General features: G+C 71.6%; 30 protein-coding genes. 25 read left to right on the forward strand and 5 right to left on the reverse strand.

Annotation, left to right across the window (positions count from 1 at the left end; all coding sequences use genetic code 11):
- Nucleotides 1–787: metal ABC transporter substrate-binding protein (locus NQ160_RS03070; protein ID WP_257513773.1), on the reverse strand; the 787-nt coding region annotated here is incomplete at its 3' end.
- Nucleotides 788–950: 163 nt separating this feature from the next.
- Here NQ160_RS03070 and NQ160_RS03075 point away from each other — a divergent pair.
- Together NQ160_RS03075 and NQ160_RS03080 are read left to right on the forward strand one after the other, a co-directional pair.
- Nucleotides 951–1,820, forward strand: a complete 870-nt coding sequence (locus NQ160_RS03075; protein ID WP_257513774.1) for a flagellin N-terminal helical domain-containing protein — start codon at nucleotides 951–953, stop codon at nucleotides 1,818–1,820.
- Nucleotides 1,821–1,916: 96 nt separating this feature from the next.
- Nucleotides 1,917–2,981, forward strand: a complete 1,065-nt coding sequence (locus NQ160_RS03080) for a sugar-transfer associated ATP-grasp domain-containing protein (protein WP_257513775.1) — start codon at nucleotides 1,917–1,919, stop codon at nucleotides 2,979–2,981.
- 6 nt (nucleotides 2,982–2,987) lie between these two features.
- Here the strand turns inward: NQ160_RS03080 and NQ160_RS03085 are convergent, their stop codons facing one another.
- Genes NQ160_RS03085 through flgN form a run of 4 tightly spaced genes read right to left on the reverse strand, consistent with a single transcriptional unit; the run spans nucleotide 2,988 to nucleotide 6,126 of the window.
- Nucleotides 2,988–3,359: a flagellar assembly protein FliW gene (locus NQ160_RS03085; RefSeq protein ID WP_257513776.1), complete on the reverse strand. Its 372-nt coding sequence runs from the start codon at nucleotides 3,357–3,359 to the stop codon at nucleotides 2,988–2,990.
- On the reverse strand, nucleotides 3,356–4,237 hold the full coding sequence (flgL, locus tag NQ160_RS03090) for a flagellar hook-associated protein FlgL (protein ID WP_257513777.1): 882 nt from the start codon (nucleotides 4,235–4,237) through the stop codon (nucleotides 3,356–3,358). Before flgL ends, NQ160_RS03085 begins: the two co-directional genes overlap by 4 nt.
- Before the next feature lie 13 nt (nucleotides 4,238–4,250).
- On the reverse strand, nucleotides 4,251–5,654 hold the full coding sequence (flgK, locus tag NQ160_RS03095; RefSeq protein WP_257513778.1) for a flagellar hook-associated protein FlgK: 1,404 nt from the start codon (nucleotides 5,652–5,654) through the stop codon (nucleotides 4,251–4,253).
- 10 nt (nucleotides 5,655–5,664) lie between these two features.
- Nucleotides 5,665–6,126, reverse strand: coding sequence for a flagellar export chaperone FlgN (gene flgN / locus NQ160_RS03100; RefSeq protein ID WP_257513779.1), 462 nt, complete (start codon nucleotides 6,124–6,126; stop codon nucleotides 5,665–5,667).
- Between the two features lie 260 nt (nucleotides 6,127–6,386).
- Here flgN and NQ160_RS03105 point away from each other — a divergent pair, with 260 nt between their 5' ends.
- The 23 genes from NQ160_RS03105 to fliQ all read left to right on the forward strand — a co-directional run bounded on the left by NQ160_RS03105 (nucleotide 6,387) and on the right by fliQ (nucleotide 23,463).
- Entirely contained in the window at nucleotides 6,387–7,169 is a 783-nt protein-coding gene (locus NQ160_RS03105; RefSeq protein WP_257513810.1) for a sigma-70 family RNA polymerase sigma factor, read from the forward strand.
- An 83-nt stretch (nucleotides 7,170–7,252) separates the two neighbouring features.
- The gene (fliD, locus tag NQ160_RS03110) at nucleotides 7,253–8,641 is read left to right on the forward strand and encodes a flagellar filament capping protein FliD (protein WP_257513780.1); all 1,389 of its coding nucleotides are present in this window, start codon (nucleotides 7,253–7,255) and stop codon (nucleotides 8,639–8,641) included.
- Nucleotides 8,638–9,021, forward strand: a complete 384-nt coding sequence (fliS, locus tag NQ160_RS03115) for a flagellar export chaperone FliS (RefSeq protein ID WP_257513781.1) — start codon at nucleotides 8,638–8,640, stop codon at nucleotides 9,019–9,021. Before fliD ends, fliS begins: the two co-directional genes overlap by 4 nt.
- The gene (locus tag NQ160_RS03120; protein ID WP_257513782.1) at nucleotides 9,018–9,293 is read left to right on the forward strand and encodes a hypothetical protein; all 276 of its coding nucleotides are present in this window, start codon (nucleotides 9,018–9,020) and stop codon (nucleotides 9,291–9,293) included. Before fliS ends, NQ160_RS03120 begins: the two co-directional genes overlap by 4 nt.
- A gap of 98 nt (nucleotides 9,294–9,391) precedes the next feature.
- A complete protein-coding gene (locus NQ160_RS03125) occupies nucleotides 9,392–9,733 on the forward strand; it encodes a flagellar basal body rod protein FlgB (protein WP_257513783.1) in 342 nt (113 codons plus the stop codon).
- Nucleotides 9,730–10,122: a flagellar basal body rod protein FlgC gene (locus NQ160_RS03130; protein WP_257513784.1), complete on the forward strand. Its 393-nt coding sequence runs from the start codon at nucleotides 9,730–9,732 to the stop codon at nucleotides 10,120–10,122. Before NQ160_RS03125 ends, NQ160_RS03130 begins: the two co-directional genes overlap by 4 nt.
- A complete protein-coding gene (fliE, locus tag NQ160_RS03135) occupies nucleotides 10,122–10,424 on the forward strand; it encodes a flagellar hook-basal body complex protein FliE (protein ID WP_257513785.1) in 303 nt (100 codons plus the stop codon). The genes NQ160_RS03130 and fliE overlap by 1 nt, the downstream gene beginning before the upstream one ends.
- The gene (fliF, locus tag NQ160_RS03140; protein ID WP_257513786.1) at nucleotides 10,424–12,043 is read left to right on the forward strand and encodes a flagellar basal-body MS-ring/collar protein FliF; all 1,620 of its coding nucleotides are present in this window, start codon (nucleotides 10,424–10,426) and stop codon (nucleotides 12,041–12,043) included. The genes fliE and fliF overlap by 1 nt, the downstream gene beginning before the upstream one ends.
- Nucleotides 12,040–13,044: a flagellar motor switch protein FliG gene (fliG, locus tag NQ160_RS03145; RefSeq protein ID WP_257513787.1), complete on the forward strand. Its 1,005-nt coding sequence runs from the start codon at nucleotides 12,040–12,042 to the stop codon at nucleotides 13,042–13,044. The genes fliF and fliG overlap by 4 nt, the downstream gene beginning before the upstream one ends.
- Entirely contained in the window at nucleotides 13,034–13,642 is a 609-nt protein-coding gene (locus NQ160_RS03150) for a FliH/SctL family protein (protein WP_257513788.1), read from the forward strand. Before fliG ends, NQ160_RS03150 begins: the two co-directional genes overlap by 11 nt.
- Nucleotides 13,639–14,934 carry a FliI/YscN family ATPase gene (locus NQ160_RS03155; protein ID WP_257513789.1) on the forward strand — a complete coding sequence of 432 codons (1,296 nt, stop codon included), beginning with the start codon at nucleotides 13,639–13,641 and terminating at the stop codon, nucleotides 14,932–14,934. Before NQ160_RS03150 ends, NQ160_RS03155 begins: the two co-directional genes overlap by 4 nt.
- Complete coding sequence (locus NQ160_RS03160; protein WP_257513790.1) at nucleotides 14,931–15,353, forward strand: hypothetical protein; 423 nt, start codon at nucleotides 14,931–14,933, stop codon at nucleotides 15,351–15,353. The genes NQ160_RS03155 and NQ160_RS03160 overlap by 4 nt, the downstream gene beginning before the upstream one ends.
- The gene (locus NQ160_RS03165; RefSeq protein ID WP_257513791.1) at nucleotides 15,350–16,753 is read left to right on the forward strand and encodes an NlpC/P60 family protein; all 1,404 of its coding nucleotides are present in this window, start codon (nucleotides 15,350–15,352) and stop codon (nucleotides 16,751–16,753) included. The genes NQ160_RS03160 and NQ160_RS03165 overlap by 4 nt, the downstream gene beginning before the upstream one ends.
- 13 nt (nucleotides 16,754–16,766) lie before the next feature.
- Nucleotides 16,767–17,180, forward strand: a complete 414-nt coding sequence (locus tag NQ160_RS03170; protein WP_257513792.1) for a flagellar hook assembly protein FlgD — start codon at nucleotides 16,767–16,769, stop codon at nucleotides 17,178–17,180.
- Between the two features lie 23 nt (nucleotides 17,181–17,203).
- A complete protein-coding gene (locus NQ160_RS03175; RefSeq protein WP_257513793.1) occupies nucleotides 17,204–18,361 on the forward strand; it encodes a flagellar hook protein FlgE in 1,158 nt (385 codons plus the stop codon).
- 131 nt (nucleotides 18,362–18,492) lie between these two features.
- On the forward strand, nucleotides 18,493–18,711 hold the full coding sequence (locus tag NQ160_RS03180) for a flagellar FlbD family protein (protein ID WP_257513794.1): 219 nt from the start codon (nucleotides 18,493–18,495) through the stop codon (nucleotides 18,709–18,711).
- Nucleotides 18,711–19,514 (forward strand): motility protein A, encoded by an 804-nt coding sequence (locus NQ160_RS03185; protein ID WP_257513795.1) that lies wholly within the window; start codon nucleotides 18,711–18,713, stop codon nucleotides 19,512–19,514. Before NQ160_RS03180 ends, NQ160_RS03185 begins: the two co-directional genes overlap by 1 nt.
- Nucleotides 19,511–20,338 (forward strand): flagellar motor protein MotB, encoded by an 828-nt coding sequence (locus NQ160_RS24830; RefSeq protein WP_257513796.1) that lies wholly within the window; start codon nucleotides 19,511–19,513, stop codon nucleotides 20,336–20,338. The genes NQ160_RS03185 and NQ160_RS24830 overlap by 4 nt, the downstream gene beginning before the upstream one ends.
- A 46-nt stretch (nucleotides 20,339–20,384) precedes the next feature.
- The gene (locus NQ160_RS03195; RefSeq protein WP_257513797.1) at nucleotides 20,385–21,302 is read left to right on the forward strand and encodes a flagellar motor switch protein FliM; all 918 of its coding nucleotides are present in this window, start codon (nucleotides 20,385–20,387) and stop codon (nucleotides 21,300–21,302) included.
- Entirely contained in the window at nucleotides 21,299–21,949 is a 651-nt protein-coding gene (gene fliN, locus NQ160_RS03200) for a flagellar motor switch protein FliN (RefSeq protein ID WP_257513798.1), read from the forward strand. Before NQ160_RS03195 ends, fliN begins: the two co-directional genes overlap by 4 nt.
- Nucleotides 21,950–21,998: 49 nt before the next feature.
- The gene (locus tag NQ160_RS03205; protein ID WP_257513799.1) at nucleotides 21,999–22,388 is read left to right on the forward strand and encodes a flagellar biosynthetic protein FliO; all 390 of its coding nucleotides are present in this window, start codon (nucleotides 21,999–22,001) and stop codon (nucleotides 22,386–22,388) included.
- The gene (gene fliP / locus NQ160_RS03210) at nucleotides 22,385–23,191 is read left to right on the forward strand and encodes a flagellar type III secretion system pore protein FliP (RefSeq protein ID WP_257513800.1); all 807 of its coding nucleotides are present in this window, start codon (nucleotides 22,385–22,387) and stop codon (nucleotides 23,189–23,191) included. Before NQ160_RS03205 ends, fliP begins: the two co-directional genes overlap by 4 nt.
- The gene (gene fliQ, locus NQ160_RS03215) at nucleotides 23,188–23,463 is read left to right on the forward strand and encodes a flagellar biosynthesis protein FliQ (RefSeq protein ID WP_257513801.1); all 276 of its coding nucleotides are present in this window, start codon (nucleotides 23,188–23,190) and stop codon (nucleotides 23,461–23,463) included. The genes fliP and fliQ overlap by 4 nt, the downstream gene beginning before the upstream one ends.
- Nucleotide 23,464 lies beyond the last annotated feature (1 nt).

A 23,464-nucleotide genomic window follows, 5' to 3' on the forward strand; every position in this document is an offset into this window, starting at 1 on the left:
CGCCCGAGGCGATGACGTCGAGGGCAGCGAGCAGGGTGGCGGGCGGCACGTCTTGCCCCTCTTCGACCGCCTCGCTGAATGCCGGCGGCGTGAGGTCGACCAGCCCGGCGGCGAGCGCGAGGTAGACAGGAGCCGGTTCTGTCACGAACGCCCCTTCGCCCTCGTGCATGACCGCGAGGTCGGAGAGCTCGAGCTGGAGCCGGGCGATCTGCCCGGAGAAGTCGGCCAGGTTCTCTTCGAAGATCGCCGCGTCATCCGGACGCAGCTCGGTGAGCGCGGCGGCGATGTCCTCGGCGACGTGCTCCATGGTGTGAGGGTCGTACCAGACGTGCTCGTTGAAGCCCTCGACGTGGTCGTGATCGCCGTGCTCTTGCGCGTCCGTGGCCTCGGCGTCGTGCCCGTCGCCGCCCGGCCAGTCGGCCGAGTGCTGCACCGCAGTCACGACGGGGACGTCCACCCCGCTCGCGTCGATCAGCGCGTCGACGAAGGGGTCGTATCCCCCGCCGTTCTCGATGATGAGGTCGGCGCGCTGGATCGCCAGCTGATCCCGGGCGCTCGCCTCGTATGCGTGCGGGTCCTGCGACGCCGACGACACGATCGAGGTGACCTCGACGGCATCCCCGCCGATCTCCTCAACGATCTGCCCGTACACGCTCGTCGACGCGACCACCTGCAGCGCGCCGTCGTCCGTCGCCGCGCCATCGGTGGCGGTGCCGGAGCAGCCGGCGAGAAGGAGGACGGATGCCGCACCGAGCGCGGCTGCAGGAAGCGTCTTGCGGGTCGTCATGTACCCAGTGTACGGGCTACTGATAATCGTTCTCAACTTGGCCGGAGAACCCTCTGCATCTAACCGAGGCGTTGCCGCGGTCGATAGCGCAGTGCAGGAGTCCACGGATGGACTCCGGAGCCCACGACGGGCTTCGCAACATCCCCACTCACGGAGGAACACCATGGGAATGCAGATCACCACCAACGTGTCGGCGCTCAACGCCTACCGCAACCTGTCCAGCACGCAGAACGACCTCTCGAAGTCGCTCGAGAAGCTCTCGAGCGGTCTGCGCATCAACCGTGCCGCGGACGACGCCGCCGGCCTCGCGATCTCGGAGGGACTGAAGTCCCAGGTCAACGGCCTCAACGTCGCCCAGCGCAACGCACAGGACGGCATCTCGGTCATCCAGACCGCGGAAGGCGCCCTGACGGAGGTCCACTCGATCCTCCAGCGCATGCGCGACCTCGCCGTCCAGGGCGGCAACGACTCGAACAACGCCGAGTCGCGGCTTGCGATCAAGACCGAGGCCGACCAGCTGGGCGCGGAGCTGTCGCGCATCGCGGAGTCGACCAACTTCAACGGCATCAACCTGTTCCAGGCCGGCGCGACCCCCGGGCCCGCCAGCCTGACCTTCCAGGTCGGTTCGGACGGCGACGCCGCATCTCAGATCAATGTCGAGATGCTCAACCTCGGTACGGCGCTGACTGGTGTCGTCACGTTCGGCACGGGTGTCGCCACGGAGGCCGCCGGCTTCGATGTGAAGGACGCCACCTCCGCAGCGACCACCATCGGCCTGCTCGACACGGCCATCACGGCGGTGTCGAAGGGTCGCTCCGAGCTCGGTGCGGCGCAGAACCGCTTCGAGTCGACGATCAACAGCCTCGCCGTCTCGGCCGAGAACCTGTCGGCCGCGAAGAGCCGCATCACCGACACCGACATGGCGTCGGAGATGGTCAAGTACACCGCGTCGAACATCCTGTCGCAGGCCGGCACCGCCATGCTCGCGCAGGCGAACCAGTCCACGCAGGGCGTTCTGCAGCTGCTGCGCTGAGCACTCATCACTGGGAGGAGCCCCGCGCCGAGTGGCTCGGGGCTCCTCCTCGTGAGGGGGCCGGCTGACACCACCCACGACCCCACTGGAGCAACCATGACGTCCGTTCCCCACCTCGGACCCCGCTTGAGCTACCTCGCCGGACGAGTGCTGCGCGTCGACGTCACTTCGCTGCTCACGCGGGCTCGCGCGGCCGCGTCCCGCCACGGCCGGCGCACCCCCGCCGTCGTGCTGGACATGCTGTGGCAGGCGGGCTTCCGCGGCGTCGGATTCCAGGACTACATCGACTACGACTTCGCGATCCTCACCCGCGAGGAGCGCGCCACCTACATGACCAATCCGGTCTCGAACCGGCTGTCGCTCACCTTCGACGATCCGGCCTATCGCCACGTGTTCCACGACAAGGTGCAGTTCAACCGCACCTTCGCCACCCACCTGCACCGCGAGTGGATGGTCATCGAGCCGGGCAACGCCGAGGCCCTCCGCACCTTCGCCCTGCGCCACGGCACGATCGTGACGAAGGAGCCCCTCGGGCACCAGGGCCGCGGGGTGCACCGCTACCACGTGGCCGCCGTCGACGACTGGCCGGCGTTTCACCGCGGACTGCTCGCTCGCGGCGAGATCCTCGTCGAGCAGGTCATCGGCCAGCATGACCAGCTGGCGGCGCTCTGCCCCGGCACCGTCCACACCACGCGGGTCACGGCGTTCTTCGACGGCGAGACCACCCACATCCTCGCGATGGCGCAGAAATTCGGCCGCGGCGCCGTCAGCGACCAGAACAGCTTCGGCGGCTTCTACGCCATGCTCGACGAATCCGGCCGGGCCACGGGCGCCGGGTACGACTCCCACAACCGGGTCTACGAGACCCACCCCGACAGCGGCATCCGCATCTCCGACTTCCAGCTGCCGATGTTCGACGAGGTGATCGCCTTCGTCGACCGCGTCGCGCGCATCGTGCCGCAGGTGCGGTACGTCGGCTGGGACATCGCCGTCACGCCTGAAGGCCCCGTGCTCGTCGAGGGCAACTGGGCCGCCGGCGTCTACGAGAACAAGCCGAGCGCCACCGGCATCCGCACCGGGCACAAGGGCCGGTACCTCTCGGCGATCAACTCGGCACGGCCGCACACGCGCGGCCGTCGCGCCGCGCTCGTCGCGGCGTAGACCGCGTCAGGCCAGGAGAGCGCGCACGGGCAGGTCCTGGCCCTCGAGGATGAACTGCGCGGCATCGCCGGTGTGCCGATTGAGCACGACGGGCGCCAGCAGGTTCACCCCGATGCCCTCATCGGTCATGTGCGCGACGACCAGCAGCTGGGCGTCGTCGGCCGACCGCAGTCCCAACCCGGTGGCCTGGCTGTCGGAGAGCACCGGCGCGTAGTCCGGCACGACCGCGCCAGGGTCCACGACGAAGAGGCGAACGTCGGGGTCCTGCACCGCGCGCAGCGCGAAGAGCCCGCCCGATCCCGACACGGGGTCGAGGGTGAACGTCGTGTGCGGCGCGAGGCCCGGCGGGGGCGCGACGAAGCGGACGGCAGCGCTCATCGGAGGAACTCCATCAGCGTCGGCTGCAGGACGCGGCCGGTCACGGCGAGCGCGGACTGGTAGACGAGCTCCTGCGCGCGGAGCTTGACGAGCACCTCGACGGTGTCGACGTCCTCCACCGCTGCGCGCCGCGCCTCGAGCGAGACCGTGGCATCCAATGTGGCCTCCTTGGCCCGCTCGATCTGCGACTGCCGGGCGCCCACCGCGCCCTGCACCCCGAGCATAGTGTCGAGCCTCGTGTCGATCTGGCCGAGGCGCGAACCCACGTTGACGCCCGAGCGCAGGTCGCCGACGATGGCATCCACGAGAGCGAAGACCGACCCCGCTCCCTGCCCGAAGACCTCTGCGCCGTCCGCGTCGACGCGCACGGTCTGCCCGTCCGAGACCCGGCGGTGCACCTCGGCACCGGCGACGCCGGTGAAGGAATAGTCCGCCGAGAACGCCGGGCGGTCGGAGGTGCCGGCGAAGACCGACCGGCCGAGCACGGTCGTGTTGGCCTGGGAGAGCAGCTCGCTGCGCAGCCCTTCGAGCTCGACGGCGATCGCCTCTCGCGAGGTCGCATCCATCGCTCCCGTGTTGGCGCCCTGCAGCGTCAGGTCGCGCACGCGCCCCAGGAGCGAGGTGGATGCCGCGATGGCGTTGTCCACCGTCGTCACCCACGCGAGCCCGTCGTTGATGTTGCGCGCGTACTGGTCGGTGCGGCGCTGCGCCGCGTGCAGGTCGAGCGTCGCGGCGGCGGCCGCGGGGTTGTCGGACGGAGCGGCGAACGCACGTTGCGACGTCGCCTGAGCCTGCAGCCGGGCGAGGTCGCCGAGACCGTTCTGGAGGTTGCGCAGCGCGGTCTGCGTCATCGCCTGCGACGTCACTCGGGTGATCATGCTGCTCCTGGGGTCAGCGGCCGACGAGGCCGGTGCGGTTGATGAGCACGTCGAGGGCTTCGTCGACGGCGGTCATGACGCGGGCGGCGGCCTGATACGCCGTCTGGTACATCAGCAGGTTGACCGTCTCCTCGTCGGTGTCGACGCCGGCGACCGACTGCTGGGCCGCGACGGCCGCCACCGCGCCGGTCTCCGCCCTGCTCGCGCGGCCGACGTCGGCGGCCGTGGAGACCGCCAGGCGCGAGACCACATCGGTCCACAAGGCGTCGGGTCCGTCCGCGCGCTCCCCGATGGCGGCCATCGCGACGGCGTTGCCGCCGTCGAGGGCTCCGGCCCCGGGGGCGGCGAGCGCCAGGTCGCTGCGACCGGTGGGGACGACGGTCAGGCCGAGCCCGGCGGGAGCGCCCGCCGCGAGCGAGAAGAAGTCTCCGCCGGGTGCGCCGGCGGCGGTCGTCCCCTGCCGGTGCTGGGCGTTGACGGCATCGGCGAGCGCCGTCGCCAGGGCGTTGTGCGACTGCGCAAGCCCCGACAGCACGCCGCCCTCGTCCGCGGGTGCGAGCACCGAGAGCAGGCCTCCCAGCTCGCCGCTGGACACCGCGACGGCCGAACCGCCCTCCCAGCGGGCGGTCGTCGGTGCGCCCGCCTCGATCGAGGGGGGGCCGTCGAGGGTCAGGCGCCGCGCGTCGGCTCCGGAGACGAGCGCGTTGCCGTCGAGCCGCACCGTCATCGTCCCGTCCCGCTCGATCGTGCCCACGGCCCCAGAGAGGCGGGCGACGCCCTGCGCGAGGACGTTGCGCCGGTCGACGAGTTCGTTCGCCGATCCGCCGGATGCCAGCGTGTCGCGGATCGCACCGTTGAGCTCGGCGATCTCCGCGGCGGCGGCATTGACCTGCGAGACCATCACACCGGCGGCGCTGCGTGCGTCGGACCACTGCTTCGCGACGCCGCGGTAGCCGTCGGCGATCTGCGCGACCAGCGTCTCGGCACCGGTGAGCACCACGGCGGCCGCGGCCGTGGAATCCGGCGAGTTCGACAGATCCTGCCACCCGGCCCAGAACCGCGCCAGCCGGTCCGAGAGCCCGTTCGCAGTCGGCTCGGCCAGCGTGGCCTCAGCGGACAGGGCGGCGCTCGCCCGGGTGGACCAGTACCCCGACGAGGCGAGCGTGTCGCGCACGCGGGCGTCGAGCACGCCGTCGCCCAGACGCGCGATCCCGTCGACCGAGACCCCCTGCCCGGGCTGCACGCCGACGGCGAACTTTCCCGCGACCGCGACGGCGCTGACGGCGGAGGTCTCCAGGCGCTGGCGCGTGTAGCCCTGCGTGGACTGGTTGGCGATGTTCTGCCCCACCAGGTCCATGCCGCGGCGCGCGGCCGCCAGGGCGCTGTACGCCGTGTTCACACCACTGAATGTCGACATTGCGCCGTCCTCACATCTGCTTGTCAACGAGGCGGGCGGTGTCTTCTCGAACCCGATCGCCGCGTGTGGTGTACTCGCCGGTGCTGGCGGCGAGGCCGGCCAGCATCTCTTCGACCGCGCGCGCGCCGGCGCGCAGGTGGACCTCGTTCGAGTCCTTGAGCTGCGCGACCTCCGTCATGCGGGCCGTCAGTGCCACGCGGTGGTCGGCGAAGACCTCACGCCAAGCGTCCGACGGGGCGGCATCGATCAGCTCTGCCAGCGTCGCGGCATCCGGCACACCCCACTCGCGTCCCACGGACGAGACCTCGACGTCGCGCCCAAGCCCCGACACGCGCAGCTGCTCGAGCACCTGCTCGATCTCGCGGGTGGCGAAATGGATCCACCTGATGCCGCCCGCTTCGAGCAGCAGGCGCTGCTCCTCGAGCTTGAACAGCAGCAGTTCCAGCAGCTCCCTCTCCTGCCAGAGCTGCATCGACAACTCGTTCGCTCCCACGTCGTCTCCCCCGAATTCTCCGGCCACCGGCCACGGTCGCAGCGTGTCTCCCCAGACTGCGCACCCGTTGTTTTCCGCGCTCAGCGGCTTGTTTTTCCTTATCGGCCGAGATGGTCGTGGCGTAATCGCGATTTTCGTGAGAGGTTTCTCATAATCGCCGCATAGGTGATGGATAGGTTCGGCTCCCCCAGTCCCCCCACAGCGACGCGTGAGCACAGTCAGAGAGGCGCGAAATGCGCATGCACAACCGCGAAGAGCGTAACCGGCTCATCGAGGAGAACCTCCCGCTCGTGGGATATCTCGCCCGCGATCTGCACGCACGGGCCACCCACGTATCGCTCGAAGAGCTCGCGGCGGTCGGCGCCCTCGCCCTCGTCACGGCCGCCGAGGCCTTCGATCCCACCCTCGGGGTGCCCTTCGGCGCCTACGCGCGTCGCCGCATCTTGGGTGCGTTCGCGGACGAGATGCGCTCGATGGACTGGGCCAGCCGCGGCATTCGCAAGCGCATCAAGGAAGTCACCGCCGTCCGCGAGACGCTCACCTCCGCGCTCGGCCGCACCGCCACGCCCGACGAGATCGCCACGACCATGGCGCTGTCACGGGAATCGGTGGTCGAGTCGCTCCACGACGCCGCCCGCACCGTCACGAGCCTCGACGATCCGTCGGCGCTGAACGTGCCCGCCACCATCGCGCTCCCCGACGAGTCGGCAGCGCTGCAGGAGCGGCGCGAGCTGCTCACGCGGGCCGTGGCGGCGCTCCCCGAGCGCATGCGGGCCATCGTCGAAGCGGTCTACGTTCACGAGCGACCGGTGAAGGAGATCGCCGAGGAGCTGGGCGTCAGCCACTCCGCGGTCTCGCAGCAGCGGGCCGAGGCCGTGCGGCTGCTGCGCGACGCGATGGAGCGGTTCCACGAGGATGACGGCGCCGCCCCCAGCTCCCGGGTGTCGGAGTCCACCCGCGAGGCGTACTTCTCGCGCATCGTCGCGACCGGCCCGTCCGGACGCGTCCCCGCCGGCGTCTAACCGACGCGCAGCTCCTGCCGATAGGCATCTGCGGACAGCTCGGGATTCTCCGGCGTCCGCACCTGCGACAGGAAGGGGAGCGCATGGGTCTCTCGTTCGACGGCCTCGCCTCCGGCCTCGACACCACCGCGATCATCGATGCGCTGATGGACGTCGAGGCGATCCCCCGCACACTGCTGACCGCGAAGTCCGACGACCGCAAGCTGGTCATCACGCAGCTGCAGTCCCTCAACACCGCCTTGCAGAAGCTCCTGACGAGCGCGAAGGATGCCACCGGCGCCGCCGCCATCGCCCACGTGAAGGCGACCAGCTCCGAGCCGTCGGTCACACTCGTCGCGAAGCCCGGAGCCACCGCCGTCTCCACCCAGATCGTGGTGGACCGCACCGCCACGGCGCATACCGTCGTCAGCCGCGCGCTGATCGACCTCGGCGCCGGCCCGCTCGTCCTCACGGTCGAGAACGCCTCAGGTGAGCTCGTGGAGATTCGCCCCGACTCGTCATCGCCCGCCGACGTGGCCCGAGCCCTCAACGCCTCCGGTGCCGGAATCGTCGCCTCCGCCGTCTCGGCCGGCACCGACGGCAGCGGGCAGCCGCTCTCCCGGCTGCAGATCGCCGCCTCCGAGACCGGAGCCCAGGCCGCATTCCGCGTGCACCTCGGCGACGCCACCGCCGTGGCTGCGGGCACCGCCACCGACCTCGCGGGCGAACCGGGCGCCGCGGTCGTCACCCAGGGCGCCGACGCGCAGGTGCGCCTGTGGGCAGGAACGGCCGCGGAGCAGGTCGTCACCTCGGCGAAGAACACCTTCACCGACCTCTTCGCGGGCGTGGACGTCACGGTCTCGAAGGCCGACTCGGCGCCGGTAACGCTCTCCGTCGCCGCCGACCCTGCGGCCCGTGCCAAGGCCGCCGGCGACCTCGTCGGCCAGATCGCCGCCGCACTCTCGGGCATCGCGAAGGGATCCGCCGCGACCACCCCCACCGGGGCGGGAGGCACCACGACCCTCGGCGTCTTCACGGGCGACAGCACCGTGCGCGCGCTGCGGCAGGCGCTCACCGACGCCGTGCAGCTCCCCATCGACGGCGCATCGCCCTCGACTATCGGCATCTCGGTCGACCGCTATGGCGTGCTCTCGTTCGACGAGAAGAAGTTCCTCGCCGCCCTCGACGCCGACCCCGCCGCGGCCGGGGCGATGTTCGCGGGCGTCGCCGCCCGCGTGCAGCAGGTGAGCGAGCAGTACTCCGACAAATACGACGGCCTGCTGACCGCGCGCATCACGGGACAGCAGAGCGAAGTCACCCGCATGTCCGACCAGCTCGAACGCTGGGACCTGCGACTGGACCAGCGGCGGGCGACGCTCGAGCGCACGTACGCGTCGCTCGAGACGATGCTCTCCCGTCTGCAATCCCAGTCGTCCTACCTCTCCTCGCAGCTGGCGAGCCTGCCCACCAACTCCGGCGGAGGCCGCTCGTGAACACCGCACTGAAAGCCCAGCAGCGCTACCGCGAAGAGGCGATCCTCTCGGCGAGCCCCGAGCGCCTGGTCACCATGCTGTACGACCGGCTGCTGCTCGATGTGGCACGGGCCGAGACCGCCCAGCGCGCGGGCGATTGGGAGACGGCCAACGACGGGCTGCAGCACGCGCAGAGCATCATCGCCGAACTCTCCTCGTCCCTCTCCGCCACGTGGTCGGGAAGCGCCGAACTGCAAGCGCTGTACGCCTATCTGACGCGCACCCTGATCGGCGCCAACATCGGCCGGGACCCCGAGCGCTCGCGCGAGTGCCGGGAGCTCATCGCGCCCCTCCACGAGGCGTGGCACGCCGCAGCGTCGGCGACGGTGTCGGTCTCATGAGATCGGATGCCGCGTGGCGGGCGCTGCTGGAGCGTTTCGAGCGGGATCTCGACGAGACCGCGAGCGATCCGGCGTCCTGGACCCCGATCCTGCAGCCCGCGCCCCTGCCCGCCGAGCTCGTCGAGCGCGCGACACGGCTCGTGGAGCGGCAGGAGCAGCGCATGACGCGCCTGCGTGAGGAGCTCGCGGCGACCCGCGCGCACCTCGACGCGATCGACATGGTCCCCGCGCTTCGGGGCGACGCCGCCGCATACGTCGACGTCAACGGCTAACGGCGGCGCCGGCGCGGCCGATAGGTGTTGCTGAGCACGGATCGCTCACTCCCCCGGCCACGGATCGGCCACGTCAACCGTCGACGGAAACGGCTTTCGTGTTCGATTCAGTGACCACCACCGCGCTCACCAGTGCGCTTGACGGACTCTCGCAGCGCCAGCGCGCCATCGCCGACAACATCGCCAACGTCAACACCTCGGGATACCGGGCGAAGGTCGTGGCCTTCGAGCATGCCCTCGCCGCCTCGGTGGCACGCGGCGACGGCGACGTCGCCCCCGCCGTGACCGAGTCGCGCGCCGCCACGCGGCTCAACGGCAACAACGTGAACCTCGACACCGAGACCCTGTCCAACATCGACACGGTGCTGCGCTACCAGTTCGCCTCGCAGGCGGTGGGTGGCACGTTCAGCTCCGTGCAGACCGCACTGAGGACGTCATGACCTTCGACGCCATCGGCATCGCCGGCTCCGGGCTCGCCGCCCACCGCACCTGGCTCGACGCGCTGAGCGACAACATCGCCAACATCAACACGGCGACGTCCACCGACGACGCCGCGTTCCGGCAGCGCTACGTCGCCGTGCAGGCCGACGGCGACGGCGGGGGCGTGCGGGTCGTCGGCGCCGAGTTCGGCGACGGCGAGGGTCGGCTCGTCCACGAGCCCACCCACCCGCTGGCCGACGCCGACGGGTATGTGCGCTACCCCGACATCGACCTCGGCGAGCAGATGGGCCACCTGATCATGGCCCAGCGCGGCTATCAGGCCAGTGCCGCCGTGGTCGACCGCGCCAAGGCCACCTATGAGGCCGCCCTGCAGATCGGACGCCGCTGATGCCCTCGATCCCCTCCATCGACGCCATCGCGGCGTCGATCCCCCTCCCCGTCGCGCCGACCACCACGTCGCCCACAGGGGACGGCGCCTTCGCCCAGAGCATCACCGGCGCCGTCGATGAGCTGCGCGCCCTGCAGTCCACCTCGAACGAGCTGGCCGTCGCCGCCGTGACGGGCGACCTCGACGACATCCACTCCGCCATGATCGCGTCGTCCCGTGCGTCGGTCACCCTCGAGCTCGTCGCCGCCGTGCGCAACAAGGGCGTCGACGCCTTCAACGAGATCATGCGGATGCAGGCCTGATGCCTACAGCGGTCTCCTCCCTCTTCACCCGCCTTCGTGACGCGGTGGCCTCGTTCACGGTGGCGCAGCGCACGATCGCCCTCATCGGCATCGCCGCGCTCGTCATGGGGGCGTTCGCGATCGGCAGCTGGCTCGCCCGACCTACCCTCACCCCGCTGTTCACCGGGCTGAGCGCCGCCGACGCCAGCGCCGTGGTCGAGCAGCTGCGGGCGTCGTCAGTGGGGTACGAGCTCACCGACGGCGGATCCACCGTGCTCGTTCCGGAATCCGTCGTCTACGAGCAGCGTCTCGCCGCCGCCGTGTCGGGGCTGCCCAGCGCCGGATCCAACGGCTACACCCTGCTGGACGAGATGGGCGTCACCAGTTCCGAGTTCCAGCAGTCGGTCACCTACAAGCGCGCGATCGAGGGCGAGCTCGCCCGCACGATCTCGGCGCTGGAGGGGGTGTCGGCGGCATCGGTGCAGCTCGCAATCCCCGAAGAGAGCGTCTTCGTGTCGCAGACCATCGACCCGACGGCGTCCGTCTTCATCGAGACCGCCGACCGCTCCACACTGTCGTCCACCCAGGTCGATGCCATCATCCACCTCACCTCCGCCTCGGTCAGCGGCATGAAGCCCGAGAACGTCGCCGTCATCGACCAGGCCGGGCACACGCTCTCGGCCGTGGGCGCCGGATCGGGAGGGGGCGCCGGCGAGCAGGCCGGGGCCTATGAGACCCGCCTCACCGCCAGCATCCAGCAGATGCTCGACACCGTCGTCGGAGCCGGCAACGCCACCGTCACCGTCGCGGCCGAGATGGACCAGGCCACGAGCCAGCGGGTCGACGAGACCTACACGCCCGTCGAGGGCGACGCCTCGACCAACGAGCAGACCAGCACCGAGACCTACAGCGGACCGGCAGCGGGCACGGGAGTGCTGGGGGCGGAAGCCGCCGCGGCAGCGCAGGGCGGCGCGGGTACGTACGAATCCACCCAGTCCACCCGCAACAACGTCGTGAACAAGTCCGTCGAGAGCACCACCACCCCCGCTGGTTCCCTGCGGCGGCAGACCGTGGCCGTCGCCGTCGACGAAAGCGCGGCCGGAGCAGTCGACGTCGACCAGCTCGAGGCGCTCGTGGCGTCGGCGGCGGGGATCGTCCCCGGCCGCGGCGACGACCTGACGGTGGAGCTCGTCACATTCAGCGACGCCGACGCGACCGCCGCCCAGGCGGCGCTGGATGCCGCGCGGCAGGCGGAAGAGGCAGAGCGTCAGGGCGAGATGATGCGCACCGCACTCATCGTGGGCGCGATCATCCTCGTGCTCATCCTCGCCGCCATCACCGGCATCACCGTCACGCGGCGGCGCTCGCGTGCGGCGTGGGCGGCGCAGTCCACCGTCGCGCCGCTGCAGCTCGACCCCGTCGCCGACCCGTTCGGCGCGATCGTGCACGGCGCCTCCCCGCAACTGGAGGCACCAACGGTGCCGCTGCCGCTCCTCGACTTCGAGCCCGACCCCGAGCCGGAGCCCACCCAGATGACCCTCGACCGCCGCCGCGCCGAGCTCGGCGACTTCGCGCGCCGGGACCCCGCTCGCACGGCCGACCTGCTGCGCAGCCTCATGCGGGACAGGCAGGACGCATGACCACCCTCAACGGCACCCAGACCGCCGCGATCGTGATGATGAACCTCGACCGCGCCCTCGCCATCGAGGTGATGAAGCACCTCACCGAGCCCGAGGCCGAGGGGATCGCCGCTGAGATCATCCGGCTGCACAGTCTGGATGCCGAGACCACCGCGCGAGCCCTATCGGACTTCCACCGCATCGTGCAGGGGCATCTGCCCCCTGCACGCGGTGGCCGCGACATCGCGGCGGGCCTGCTCGAGGCGTCTTTCGGCACCGACCGTGCCGCCGGGGTGCTCACGAAGGTCTCCTCGGCGATGACGGGCTCGTCCTTCGACTTCCTCATCGCGGTCGAACCGGCCCAGATCGCCAGCGCGGTCGACGGCGAGCTGCCGCAGACCATCGCCCTCGTGCTCGCCCACCTCCCCGTCGACCGCGCCGCCTCGGTGCTGGCGGAGCTCTCCGACCCGGTGCGCACCGACGTCGCCCACGCGATCGCGACGATGGGGACCGCCTCGCAGGATGCCGTGGCGATCGTGGCCGAGGCGCTGCGTGCCCGCTCGGGCGCGTTCGCCACGCGCGACGCCCCCGACGTGCTGGGTGGCGTGCAGCCGCTCGTCGACATCATCAACCGTTCGGACGCGGCCGTCGAGAAGGCGCTGCTGGCCAACCTCGAGGCCCTCGACAGCGACCTCGCCGAGGACATCCGCTCGCGCATGTTCACCTTCGCCGACATCGTGGTGCTCGACGACCGCGATACGCAGCGGGTGCTGCGCGGCATCGAGATCCGAACGCTTGCCCTGGCGCTGAAGGGCGCCCCGCCCGCCGTCGCGGCGATCATCCGGCGCAACATGTCCGAGCGCAACCGGGAGACCCTCGACGAGGAGGCGCAGGCCCTCGGGCCGGTGCGCGTGTCGCAGGCCGAGGAGGCCAGGGCCGAGATCGTGCGCACCATCCGCGCCCTCGAGGCCACCGGCGACATCCGCGTGCAGCGCGCCGACGAGGACGAGTATGTCTCCTGACGCCTTCAGCCCGCTGCACATCCCGCGGCTGTCCGGACCCGCCGAGCACACCGACCGCGAGAGCGCACGCCGGCGCGGTCATGCGATGGGGTACGCCGAGGGCATGCGCGCCGCGGCAGCGGCGGCCGAACGCGACGCCGAGCGTGCGGCGCGCGAACGCCGCGCGCAGCACGACGAGATGCGCGCCGCGGCAGCGGCCGCCTTCGCCGCCCTCGAGCGCGCTGCGGCATCCTTCACCGCCCGTGCCGACGCCGTCGCCGCGTCCAGCGAGGAGCACGTGATGCGCCTGGCCGTCGAACTCGCCGAGACGATCCTCGCCGCCGAGATCTCCGAATCGACGCGCTCGGCCCTCACCGCGTCGTCGCGGGCCCACGCGAGCATCGCACCCGACGACGCGGCGGTCGTCGTGCTCAGCCCCCGCGACCTCGCGACGCTCGACCGGCTGGGAGCGGAGCGCCCCGAGGGCGCCCGGTTCGAGGCCTCCGCGGAGCTCTCGCCCGGCGACGCCGTCGTGCGCTTCCGCGACGGCGAGGTGGACCTGCGCGTAGCGACCGCCCTCGCCAGGGCGCGGGCGACGCTGGCGGAGGTGGCGGGATGAGCCGGTGGTCGGCGGTCCTCGAGGCCGCGCTCCCCGAGCGCTCGGGGAGCGTCTCGCGCATCCTCGGGCTCAGCATCGAGGTGCGCGGGCTCGGCGCGGCCGTGGGCGACGTCGTCACGATCGCCGGCGACGTCGACGCCGAGGTCGTGGCCGCGGAGGAGGGGACCCTGCGGTGCATGCCGCTGTCGGCGACGAGCGGCATGCGCGTGGGCGAGCGCGCGACGGTGGCCTCGGGTCGGCTCCGCGTGCCGGTGGGCTCCCCGGTGCTCGGGCGCATCATCGACGGCCTCGGCCGCCCGCTCGACGGCCGAGGACCCCTCGAGGCCCGCCGCGTCACCCTCGACCACGACGCCCCTCCGGTCATGGAGCGGGCACGCATCGCGTCGCCGCTGGCCTCGGGCGTGCGCGCCATCGACACCCTCAGCCCGATGGGCCGCGGTCAGCGGATGGGCCTGTTCGCCGGGTCCGGCGTGGGCAAATCATCGCTGCTGTCGATGATCGCCCGCGGCTCGGCCGCCGACGTGAACGTCATCGCCCTCGTCGGCGAGCGCGGCCGCGAGGTGCGCGAGTTCATCGAGGACGACCTCGACGAGGCGGGGCTCGCGCGCTCGGTCGTGGTGGTGTCCACGTCGGACCAGCCCGCCATGGCGCGCCTGCGTGCGGCGTTCACCGCCACGCGCATCGCCGAGGCGTTCCGCGACGACGGCGTGGACGTCATGCTCATGATGGACTCGCTGACCCGCGTGGCGATGGCGCAGCGCGAGATCGGGCTGGCCGCCGGCGAGCCGCCGGCCACCCGCGGCTACCCGCCGTCGACCTTCCCCGTGCTGGCGAAGCTGCTGGAGCGGGCCGGCAACGACCGGCAGGGTTCGATCACCGGGGTGTACACGGTGCTCGTCGACGGCGACGACCACAACGAGCCGGTCGCCGACACCGTCCGCTCGATCCTCGACGGCCACATCGTGCTGGACCGCTCGCTCGCCATCACCGGCCACCACCCCGCCATCGACGTGCTCGGCTCGGTGTCGCGCCTGGCGGCCAAAGTCACCTCGTCCGAGCAGCAGCAGCTGGCCGCGACGCTGCGCACCGTGCTCGCCGCGCGGCGCGACGCGCACGACCTCATCGGCATCGGCGCCTACCAGGCCGGGGCCGACGCCCGGGTGGATGCCGCGATCACCCACCAGCGCGCCCTCGACCGGTTCCTCACCCAGTCCCTGGACGAACAGGCCTCGGCAGAGGACTCCTGGCAGCGCCTGCGGTCGCTGGTGGCGGCATTCGGGGACATCTCGTGAGCCGCCCGTTCCGGCTGGCGGGCCTGCTGCGCGTGCGCGGCCTGCAGGAGCGGGCCGCCGCCGAGCACCTGTCGCGCGCGGCGCTCGAGCACACCCGCACGCAGGCACGCGAGCGCGAGCTGCGCGCCGCCCTATCGAGCACATCCGACGTCGCCGTGGACGTCCGCGCCCTGGCCGCCCTCGCCGCCGCCCGCGTGGCCTCACGCGGCCAGCTGGCCGACCTCGCCGTCCTCGGCGCCCTGCAGCGGACCACCGTCGACGACGCGCGCGCACTACACGCCGCCACCCGCATCGATCAGCGCGGACTCGCGCGCCTCGCCGATGCCCACGCCGAACGCGAGCGGGCCCACCAGCTGCGCGTCGAGCAGGCGGAACTCGACGAGATCGCCGTCAGACCCCCGACCCAGGAGACGTCATGAGCGTTGTCACGGCGCTTGCGCGCATCGACGAGATCGAACAGCGGATCCGGTCACTGTCAACGGAACCGGCCATGCTGAACGCCGCCGGAGCCTCGGCCACGGGCGCGAGCGCGAGCGCGAGCGCCGGCACTTTCGCCTCGGCGCTCGAGCAGGTCCGCAGCACCATGGCACTGCCCGACGGCACCGTCACCGGCGACGACGTCGTCGCCCAGGCCAAGAAGTACCTCGGCGTCCCTTATGTCTTCGGCGGTGAGGATGCCACGGGCATGGACTGCTCCGGGCTGGTGCAGCGGGTGCTCGCCGACCTCGGCATCGACGCGCCGCGGGTCGTGCAGGACCAGGCCGACATCGGCGTCGAGATCCCGTCCCTCGCCGAGGCACGGCCGGGTGACCTGCTCGTCACCAACGGCGAGAAGCACATCGTCATCTATGCCGGTGACGGCAAGATCATCCACGCGCCGAGCCCCGGAAAGAACGTCGAGCTGCGCAACAACTACCTCACCGACGCCGACATCCAGACGATCCGCCGCGTGGTGCCGGAGGCTCAGGCCGCCCCTGCGGCGGCCGCGGTCACGCCGGCGGCCCTCTTCGCCGCGGTCATGCCCTCCGCGGCGCGGGGCAGCGCCGCGACCCCCGCGGTCGCCGCCATGGGTGATGCGGCGTCGACCCTCTTCGCCACCGCGTCCACAGCGGCATCCGCCCCGCCGTTCGCCGTGGCATCCACGCCGGCGTCCGCCTCGACATCCGCGCCGACCGCAGCCGCCTCGCCGGCCGCGGCGCTGCGGTCGGTCGCGGCTCCCGCCGCACCCTCCGCGGCATCGGGTGGCACCGCCGGTGCCGACGCGGCCGTTGCAGCCGCCGCGAGCGCCGCCGCTGCCTCCGGTTCCGCCGACCAGGTCGCCGCGCCACCGCCGGCGGCGGCGACCGCATCCCCCGCACGTACCCCCCTGGCCCAGCAGATCACCGCCCCCGTGCTCTCACTGGCGCGCGCGGGCGACGGGCAGCACACCCTCACGCTGCGGGTGTCGCCCGAGAACCTGGGCCCCATCACGGTGACCGCCCAGATCTCCGGGTCGTCCCTCACGCTCGAACTCGCCTCGCCGTCGGACATGGGCCGCGAGGCCCTGCGCGCCCTGCTGGTCGACCTGCGGCGCGACCTCGCGGCGCTCGTTCCGAACGCGTCGCTGCTGCTCGCCTCGGCAGACACCTCCGCGGGTGGCGGAACGCAGGGTCAGTCCGGCGCATGGTCCGGCGGGTCCGCGTCGGGTTCGGGGTCGACCGGCCCGCAGGACCCGCGACCCGATGCCCCGCCGCACGGCAGCCGCCAGCCCGCCGCCGATGCCCCGCCCGCGCCCCCTGCTCCCCCCGTGCCCGGTTCGGGCATCGACCTGTTCGCCTGACCGGAGAAGAGCCATGCCCCCCATCGATCCCGTCGGCGCCGTGTCATCGGCGGCCACGACCTCCCTCCCCACCGCACCCAAGCAGAGCCTGGACAGCGAGGTCTTCCTGCATCTGCTGGTGACGCAGATGAAGAACCAGGACCCGAGCTCTCCTCTGGACACCAACGAGATGATGTCGCAGACCACGCAGCTGGCCATGATGGAGCAGCTCACCGCCCTCTCCGACAGCTTCAGCGAGAGCTTCGCCCTGAGCATGCGCCAGGCCGCGGCCGCCCTCGTCGGGCAGCACGCGTCGTACGTCGACGCCGACGGCATCACCCAGTCGGGCCTGGTCTCCAAGGTCTCGTTCGAACAGGGCGTGCCCACCGTCACCATCGGCGACGCCTCCGTGCCCCTCGACGCCGTCTCTGGCGTCACCGCTTCCTGAAACCACCTCCAGAAGGGCTTCTCATGCTCCGTTCGCTCTACGCCGGGATCTCCGGCCTCCGCTCGCACCAGACCATGCTCGACGTCACAGGTAACAACATCGCGAACGTCAACACCGTCGGGTTCAAGGCCGGGTCCGTCCAGTTCCAGGACACGCTGTCGCAGATCGTCCAGAACTCGCGCACTCCGCAGGCCGACGCCGGCGGCACGAACGCCGCACAGGTGGGGCTGGGCACGCAGGTCGCCGGCATCCGCACGAACTTCACCCAGGGGTCCCGCCAGGCGACGGGCGTGGCCACCGACCTCATGATCGCCGGCGACGGGTTCTTCGTCGTGCGCAACGGGGCCGAGACGCTCTACACGCGCAACGGTGCGTTCTCGTTCGACGCCTCCGGTCGCATGGTCAGCGCCGACGGAGCGCGCGTGCAGGGGTGGACAGCGACGGACGGCGTCATCACGACCGGCAGCCCCGTCGGCGACATCTCGCTGCCCGTGGGCGCCACCTCGCCCGCCCAGGCGACCGGCTCGGCCAGCGTGAAGGGCAACCTGCCGTCCGACGCCGCGGTCGGCGAGCAGCTCGTCCGCGACATCACCGTCTACGACGCCCAGGGCTCGGCCCGCCAGCTGGCGCTCACCTTCACCCGCACCGGCGCGGGCTGGGATGTCACCGACGGCGTGGCGACCACGTCGCTCGCGTTCGCGGACGGCAAGCCGACCAGTGCGGCCTCGATCACCAGCGGCGGCGTCGCCGTCGACCTGTCCGAGGTGACCGGGTTCGCAGATCTGCGCACGGTCGCTCTCACCGGTCAGGACGGACGCGCCCCCGGCAGCCTGGTGTCGTACACGATCTCGTCGGACGGCAGCCTGATCGGGTCGTTCAGCAACGGCGCGTCCGACGTGCTGGCGCAGGTCGCCCTGGCAGCCTTCGACAACCCCGAGGGGCTGGAGAAGACCGGCTCGTCGCAGTACCGCGCCGGCGCCAACTCCGGAGCGCCCGCCGTGGGCGCCGCGGGCGCCGACGGCTTCGGCGACCTCGCCAGTGGCTCGCTGGAGATGTCGAACGTCGACCTCTCGCAGGAGTTCACGAACCTCATCGTCGCCCAGCGGGGCTTCCAGGCCAACGCGCGCATCATCACCACGAGCGATGAGGTGCTGCAGGAGCTGACCAACCTCAAGCGATGACGACGCCGGCGGCGGCGCGCGCCTAACGGATGCGCGCCGCCGGCCGACAGTCCCTTCGACGGCCGACGGCGCAAGCCGCCCGGTCGGACAACGCCCGCACCGCCCAGACGCGCCCAGGAGGAGGAAGTCGCATGATCGTCCTCACGCGTCTGAACCGGGTGCGATTCGCCGTCAACCCCGACCTCATCGAGCGCATCCAGGAGACCCCCGACACGACGCTCGTCCTCGTCGACGGCGCCACGTTCGTCGTCGCCGAATCGATGGATGCCGTCATCGAGAGCGTCGTGGAGTTCCGCGCCAGGGTGCTGGCTACCGCCGCGGACCGACGCGCCCCAGAGGGTGGCGACTGATGGACCCGTCCCTGCTGATCGGCGTCGCCATCGCGTTCGGTGCGCTGCTGGCAATGATCAGCCTCGAAGGCGCGCACGTGAGCGCGCTGCTGCTGCCGGCGCCCATGGTGCTGGTCTTCGGCGCGACGATCGCCATCGGCATCGCCGGCGGCACGGTCGCCGACGCACGCGAAGCGGTGCGCGCCCTCCCCCGCGCCTTCCGCGGGCTCAAGGGGTCGACCGACGACCTCATCACGAAGGTCGTCGGCTACGCCGAGACGGCGCGCATGCAGGGCCTGCTCGCCCTCGAGAACGCCGTCGCGGACGAGGACGACCCGTTCATCCGCCAGGCGCTGCAGAACATCGCCGACGGAACGGATGCCGACGACCTGCGCGTCGTCATGGAAGACCAGGTGGCGACCACCGCCTCGCGCCGCCGCACCGCCGCACGCTTCTACACGACCCTCGGCGGCTACGCCCCTACCGTGGGGATCGTCGGCACCGTCATCTCGCTCACCCACGTGCTCGAGAAGCTCGACCAGCCCGACACCCTGGGGCCACTCATCGCCGCGGCCTTCGTCGCCACCCTCTGGGGCCTGCTGTCGGCGAACTTCATCTGGCTGCCGATCGGCACCCGGCTGCAGCGTCTGACCGAGATCGAGATCGACCGGATGACCCTGCTGACGGAGGGGATGCTGGCCGTGCAATCAGGCAGCCCCCCGCACCTTGTGGAGGAGCGCATGCGGGCGCTCGCCCCCGAGGCGCCCTCGAAGTCAGGGCGGCGCGCGCAGAAGTCGGCCGTGAGCGCAGACGAGACCCCGTGAGCGTGCGACCGCGTCGACGCATTCCGGTGCAGGGTCACGACGGCCCCGACGAACGCTGGATGGCGTCCTACCTCGACATGGTCACCGTGCTGATGTGCATGTTCATCGTGATGTTCGCGATGTCGACGGTGGACCAGGACAAGTTCGAGGCCCTGCGGTCGTCGCTCGCGACGGGCTTCGGCGCCGAGGTCTCAGAAGCCACCGACGTCTCGGAGGGCGTCATCGTGCCTCCGGAGCTGCTCGACGAGGCCGGGGAGGGCTTCACCGCGGTGCAGCCCGTGCCCTCGCCGGTGGAGCTGGGAGCAGAAGCCGAGTACCAGACCCTCCTCGACCTGCGCACCCGGTTGCAGGAGGCACTGGACGCGCGAGGGCTCGGCGACGCGGCCACCTTCACGATCGACGACCGTGGCCTGACGATCGGGCTGATCAGCGCCGAGACGTTCTTCGCCACGAACAGCGCGGACCTCAGCGACAAGGCGCGCGCGGTGCTGGATGCCACCGGCGCAGTGCTCGCCACCGTCCCCCACCAGATCTCCGTCGAGGGCCACGCCGACCACCGGGTGCCGATGGCCCCGTTCGCCGACAACTGGGAGCTCTCCTCCGCCCGCTCCTCCGGTGTGCTGCGCTACCTCGTCGAAGACCAGGCCGTGGGCGGCGAGCGCATCACCTCGGTCGGATTCGGCGCTTCGCGGCCTCTGGCCGAGGGGTGGAGCGAGAGCGCGATGGCGGCCAACAGGCGCGTGGACATCGTCGTGCTGTCGGGTGCCGATGACGCGGTGCGCGCCCTGCTGCCGCAGGTGGCGGCGGCGCACTCCCCGCAGTGACGCGGCACCCCTTACGCGCGGCGGTCGTCGCCCGATAGTCCTTCTCGTGCACAACGACGACCGCGCGGGCGCCGCGTCCGACCCGGGGGGCCCGGAGCGCTACGACTTCGGCCGCCCCGCCGCGCTGTCGCGCGAGCACACTCGGGCTCTCGCGGGCGCGTTCGACGTCTTCGCGCGCCAGTGGGCCATCCAGCTCACCTCCAAGACCCGCCTGCGTGCCCACATCGCCGTGGAGCGGGTCACCCTGGAGACGTACGACGAGTACGTGGCGACCGTGCCGCCCACGACGACGCTCGTGGTGTGCGCCGCCGAAGGCTCGGACGACCGCGGCATCGTGGAGTTCCCCCTGCACACGGCCCTGTCGTGGATCGTCAAGATGCTCGGCGGCGACGGCTCCAGCCGCGTCGACGCCCGGGGGCTCACCGCCGTGGAGCAGGCGCTGCTGCGCTCGCTCATGGACGAGACGCTCGGGCACCTGCGGGGGGCGCTGGGAGCCCTGCTGCCGCATGAGTTCACGGTGAGCACGGTGCAGTACAACGCTGCGTTCGCCCAGGTCGCCTCGGCACAGGACCTCATCGTGGTCGCCCGCTTCTCGATGCGGTTCGCCGACCGCACCGAGACGGCGAGCGTCGCGCTGCCCGCGATGCCCCTGCTGGAGCGTCTGTCGCACACGGCCTCGGCGCCCGACGCCGTCGCCGACCCCGCGCTGGTGCGTCGCCACGTCGAGGACACGCCGGTCGAGCTCACCCTGCGCCTGGCACCGCGGGGCATGAAGCCCAGCGAGGTGCTCACCCTCGCCGTCGGCGATGTGATCCCGCTGCCGCACGGGCAGGATCGCCCCCTCGACCTCGCCGTCGGCGACCAGGTCGTCGCCGCCGCCGCGGTCGGCGCCAACGGCGCACGGCTGGCCTGTGTCGTCACCTCCTCCCCTCTGTCCCACTCCCTCGCCGAGGAAACGAAATGACCAGCACCACCGCCCATGAGTTCGCCGCAGCCGCCGCCTTCGCCGACCGTCTGCCGACGGCGGGGCGCACCAACCTGCGCCCCGCGGCGGTGTCCAGCGAGACCGGAGACGCCGTCATGGTGTCGTCGGTCGGCGACACCAGCGCCGCCCTGGCCGTGCTGATCTTCGATGAGTCCGTCCTCGTCGACGGCAGCCCCCACGCTCCCCTGACCGAGCGCCTGCACGACGCCCTCGAAGCGGCGGCGACCGCCTTCGGCCCGTGCGTGCTCGGGGCCCCCGTCATCGGCGACGCGTCCGCCCTCTTCGCCCACCCCTCCGCGCAGGTATTCGACCTCGTCGACGCCGACGAGCACACGATCGGCCGGCTGGCCGTGCGCGTGACGCACTCGCGCACGGCGTCGCCGCGCCGCCTGCAGCGCATCGCGGGCGTCGAGATGGACCTCACGGTCGAGGTCGGCCGCACCCGCATGACCGTGCGGGACGTGCTCGATCTGGAACCCGGCCGCATCGTCGAGCTCGACCGCTCCGCCGGGGCTCCCGCGGACGTCAAGCTCAACGGGCGCCTCATCGCGCACGGCGAGATCGTCGTCGTCGATCAGGACTACGCCGTACGCATCACGCGCATCATCGAGAACGCCGAGGTCTGAGCTGGACGATCTCCTCCTCGCGCTCCGCGTCGTCGTCTCCCTCGCCGCGGTGCTCGGCGCGCTCTGGTTCATCCAGCGCCGCATGGCTCGCGGTTCCGCCGGCCGGGCGGCCGTCCAGCCCATCCGCGTCATCGCGAAGCAGACCCTCGGCGCCAAGTCGCAGCTGGTCGTGGTCGACGTCGAAGGCTCGCGCTACGTGCTCGGCGTGACCGAGGGCGGCCTGTCGGTCATCGACCGGCTTCCGGCGCCCGCCGCGCAGCCGGCCGACGCCGCCGCGACCGACCGGGCCGACGGCCGCGAGCTCCCCCCGCCCCTGCCGCTGCGGCGCGCCGAGCTGCGCAGCATGTCGACGAACACCCTGTCGGGCCGCGCCATGGGCCGGCCCGCTCCCCCTGCACGCACCGCCGCACAGGCGCTGCGCCGGGCACTGGGAGCATGACCGGCATCCGGCGGTCGCCGTGGTGGCTGCTGTCGCTCATCGCCTTCGCCCTCGTCGCCGCAGCGCTGCTGCTCCCCCTGGGCGCGACGCCCGCCTACGCCGACGTCGTGGAGCCCACGCCCCCCACGACCGGCGGCGTGTCCGTCGACATCAACGGCATCGACGGCACACCCTCGGCGTCGATCCTCACCCTCATCGGCATCACGCTGCTGTCGGTCGCCCCCGCGCTGCTGCTGATGATGTCGTCGTTCACGAAGATCTTCGTGGTGCTCGCGATGACCCGCAACGCGCTCTCGCTGCCGACGATCCCGCCGAACCAGGTGCTGTCGGGGCTGGCGCTGTTCCTGTCGCTGTTCATCATGTGGCCGGTGCTCACCGACATCAACGCCGTCGCGGTGCAGCCCTACGTCGACGGCGGCCTGACATTCACCGACGCCGTCGCGCTGGGCGCCGACCCGCTGCGCACGTGGATGCTCGCCTACACGCGCGAGGAGGACCTCGCCCTCATGACGAGGTTCGCCTCGTTCGAGAACCCCGCTGCGCCCGAGGACGTGCCGCTGCAGACGCTCATCCCCGCCTTCATGATCTCGGAGCTGCGGGCCGCCTTCATCATCGGCTTCGTCATCTTCGTGCCGTTCCTGGTGATCGATCTCGTCGTGGCCGCGGCGCTGATGTCGATGGGAATGATGATGCTCCCGCCGGTGATGATCTCCCTGCCCTTCAAAATCCTGCTGTTCATCCTCGTCGACGGGTGGGGTCTGATCCTGCGCACGCTGGTCGAGAGCTACGGGGTCACCGGATGACCCCCGAAGCGGTCCTGGACATCGCGATGCAGGGCCTCCTCATCGCCGCGAAGCTCGCCGCCCCGCTGCTGGTGACCGCCCTCGTCGTCGGCTTCGCGATCTCACTGCTGCAGTCGATCACGCAGATCCAGGAGGTGACGCTGTCCTTCGTACCCAAGGCGATCGCCGTCGCCCTCGCCCTGGTCGTCTGCGGCAACTGGATGATGTCCGAGGCGATCGCGTTCACGCTCGGCATGTTCGACCGGGTGCCGCACCTTCTCTCCGGCGGCTGAC

This window comes from Microbacterium sp. zg.Y909, assembly GCF_024626565.1.

Bases quoted from the DNA above. Each gene is read 5' to 3' on its own strand.
- NQ160_RS03165 (WP_257513791.1), top strand. From the start codon at position 15,350: ATGAGCGTTGTCACGGCGCTTGCGCGCATCGACGAGATCGAACAGCGG.
- NQ160_RS03080 (WP_257513775.1), top strand. From the start codon at position 1,917: ATGACGTCCGTTCCCCACCTCGGACCCCGCTTGAGCTACCTCGCCGGA.
- fliN (WP_257513798.1), top strand. From the start codon at position 21,299: ATGACCAGCACCACCGCCCATGAGTTCGCCGCAGCCGCCGCCTTCGCC.
- NQ160_RS03075 (WP_257513774.1), top strand. From the start codon at position 951: ATGGGAATGCAGATCACCACCAACGTGTCGGCGCTCAACGCCTACCGC.
- fliD (WP_257513780.1), top strand. From the start codon at position 7,253: ATGGGTCTCTCGTTCGACGGCCTCGCCTCCGGCCTCGACACCACCGCG.
- NQ160_RS03155 (WP_257513789.1), top strand. From the start codon at position 13,639: ATGAGCCGGTGGTCGGCGGTCCTCGAGGCCGCGCTCCCCGAGCGCTCG.
- NQ160_RS03105 (WP_257513810.1), top strand. From the start codon at position 6,387: ATGCACAACCGCGAAGAGCGTAACCGGCTCATCGAGGAGAACCTCCCG.
- fliE (WP_257513785.1), top strand. From the start codon at position 10,122: ATGCCCTCGATCCCCTCCATCGACGCCATCGCGGCGTCGATCCCCCTC.
- NQ160_RS03175 (WP_257513793.1), top strand. From the start codon at position 17,204: ATGCTCCGTTCGCTCTACGCCGGGATCTCCGGCCTCCGCTCGCACCAG.
- NQ160_RS03130 (WP_257513784.1), top strand. From the start codon at position 9,730: ATGACCTTCGACGCCATCGGCATCGCCGGCTCCGGGCTCGCCGCCCAC.
- fliF (WP_257513786.1), top strand. From the start codon at position 10,424: ATGCCTACAGCGGTCTCCTCCCTCTTCACCCGCCTTCGTGACGCGGTG.
- fliQ (WP_257513801.1), top strand. From the start codon at position 23,188: ATGACCCCCGAAGCGGTCCTGGACATCGCGATGCAGGGCCTCCTCATC.
- NQ160_RS03120 (WP_257513782.1), top strand. From the start codon at position 9,018: ATGAGATCGGATGCCGCGTGGCGGGCGCTGCTGGAGCGTTTCGAGCGG.
- NQ160_RS03150 (WP_257513788.1), top strand. From the start codon at position 13,034: ATGTCTCCTGACGCCTTCAGCCCGCTGCACATCCCGCGGCTGTCCGGA.
- flgL (WP_257513777.1), bottom strand. From the start codon at position 4,237: ATGATCACCCGAGTGACGTCGCAGGCGATGACGCAGACCGCGCTGCGC.
- NQ160_RS03185 (WP_257513795.1), top strand. From the start codon at position 18,711: ATGGACCCGTCCCTGCTGATCGGCGTCGCCATCGCGTTCGGTGCGCTG.
- NQ160_RS03180 (WP_257513794.1), top strand. From the start codon at position 18,493: ATGATCGTCCTCACGCGTCTGAACCGGGTGCGATTCGCCGTCAACCCC.
- NQ160_RS03170 (WP_257513792.1), top strand. From the start codon at position 16,767: ATGCCCCCCATCGATCCCGTCGGCGCCGTGTCATCGGCGGCCACGACC.
- NQ160_RS03085 (WP_257513776.1), bottom strand. From the start codon at position 3,359: ATGAGCGCTGCCGTCCGCTTCGTCGCGCCCCCGCCGGGCCTCGCGCCG.
- flgK (WP_257513778.1), bottom strand. From the start codon at position 5,654: ATGTCGACATTCAGTGGTGTGAACACGGCGTACAGCGCCCTGGCGGCC.
- flgN (WP_257513779.1), bottom strand. From the start codon at position 6,126: ATGCAGCTCTGGCAGGAGAGGGAGCTGCTGGAACTGCTGCTGTTCAAG.
- fliP (WP_257513800.1), top strand. From the start codon at position 22,385: ATGACCGGCATCCGGCGGTCGCCGTGGTGGCTGCTGTCGCTCATCGCC.
- fliG (WP_257513787.1), top strand. From the start codon at position 12,040: ATGACCACCCTCAACGGCACCCAGACCGCCGCGATCGTGATGATGAAC.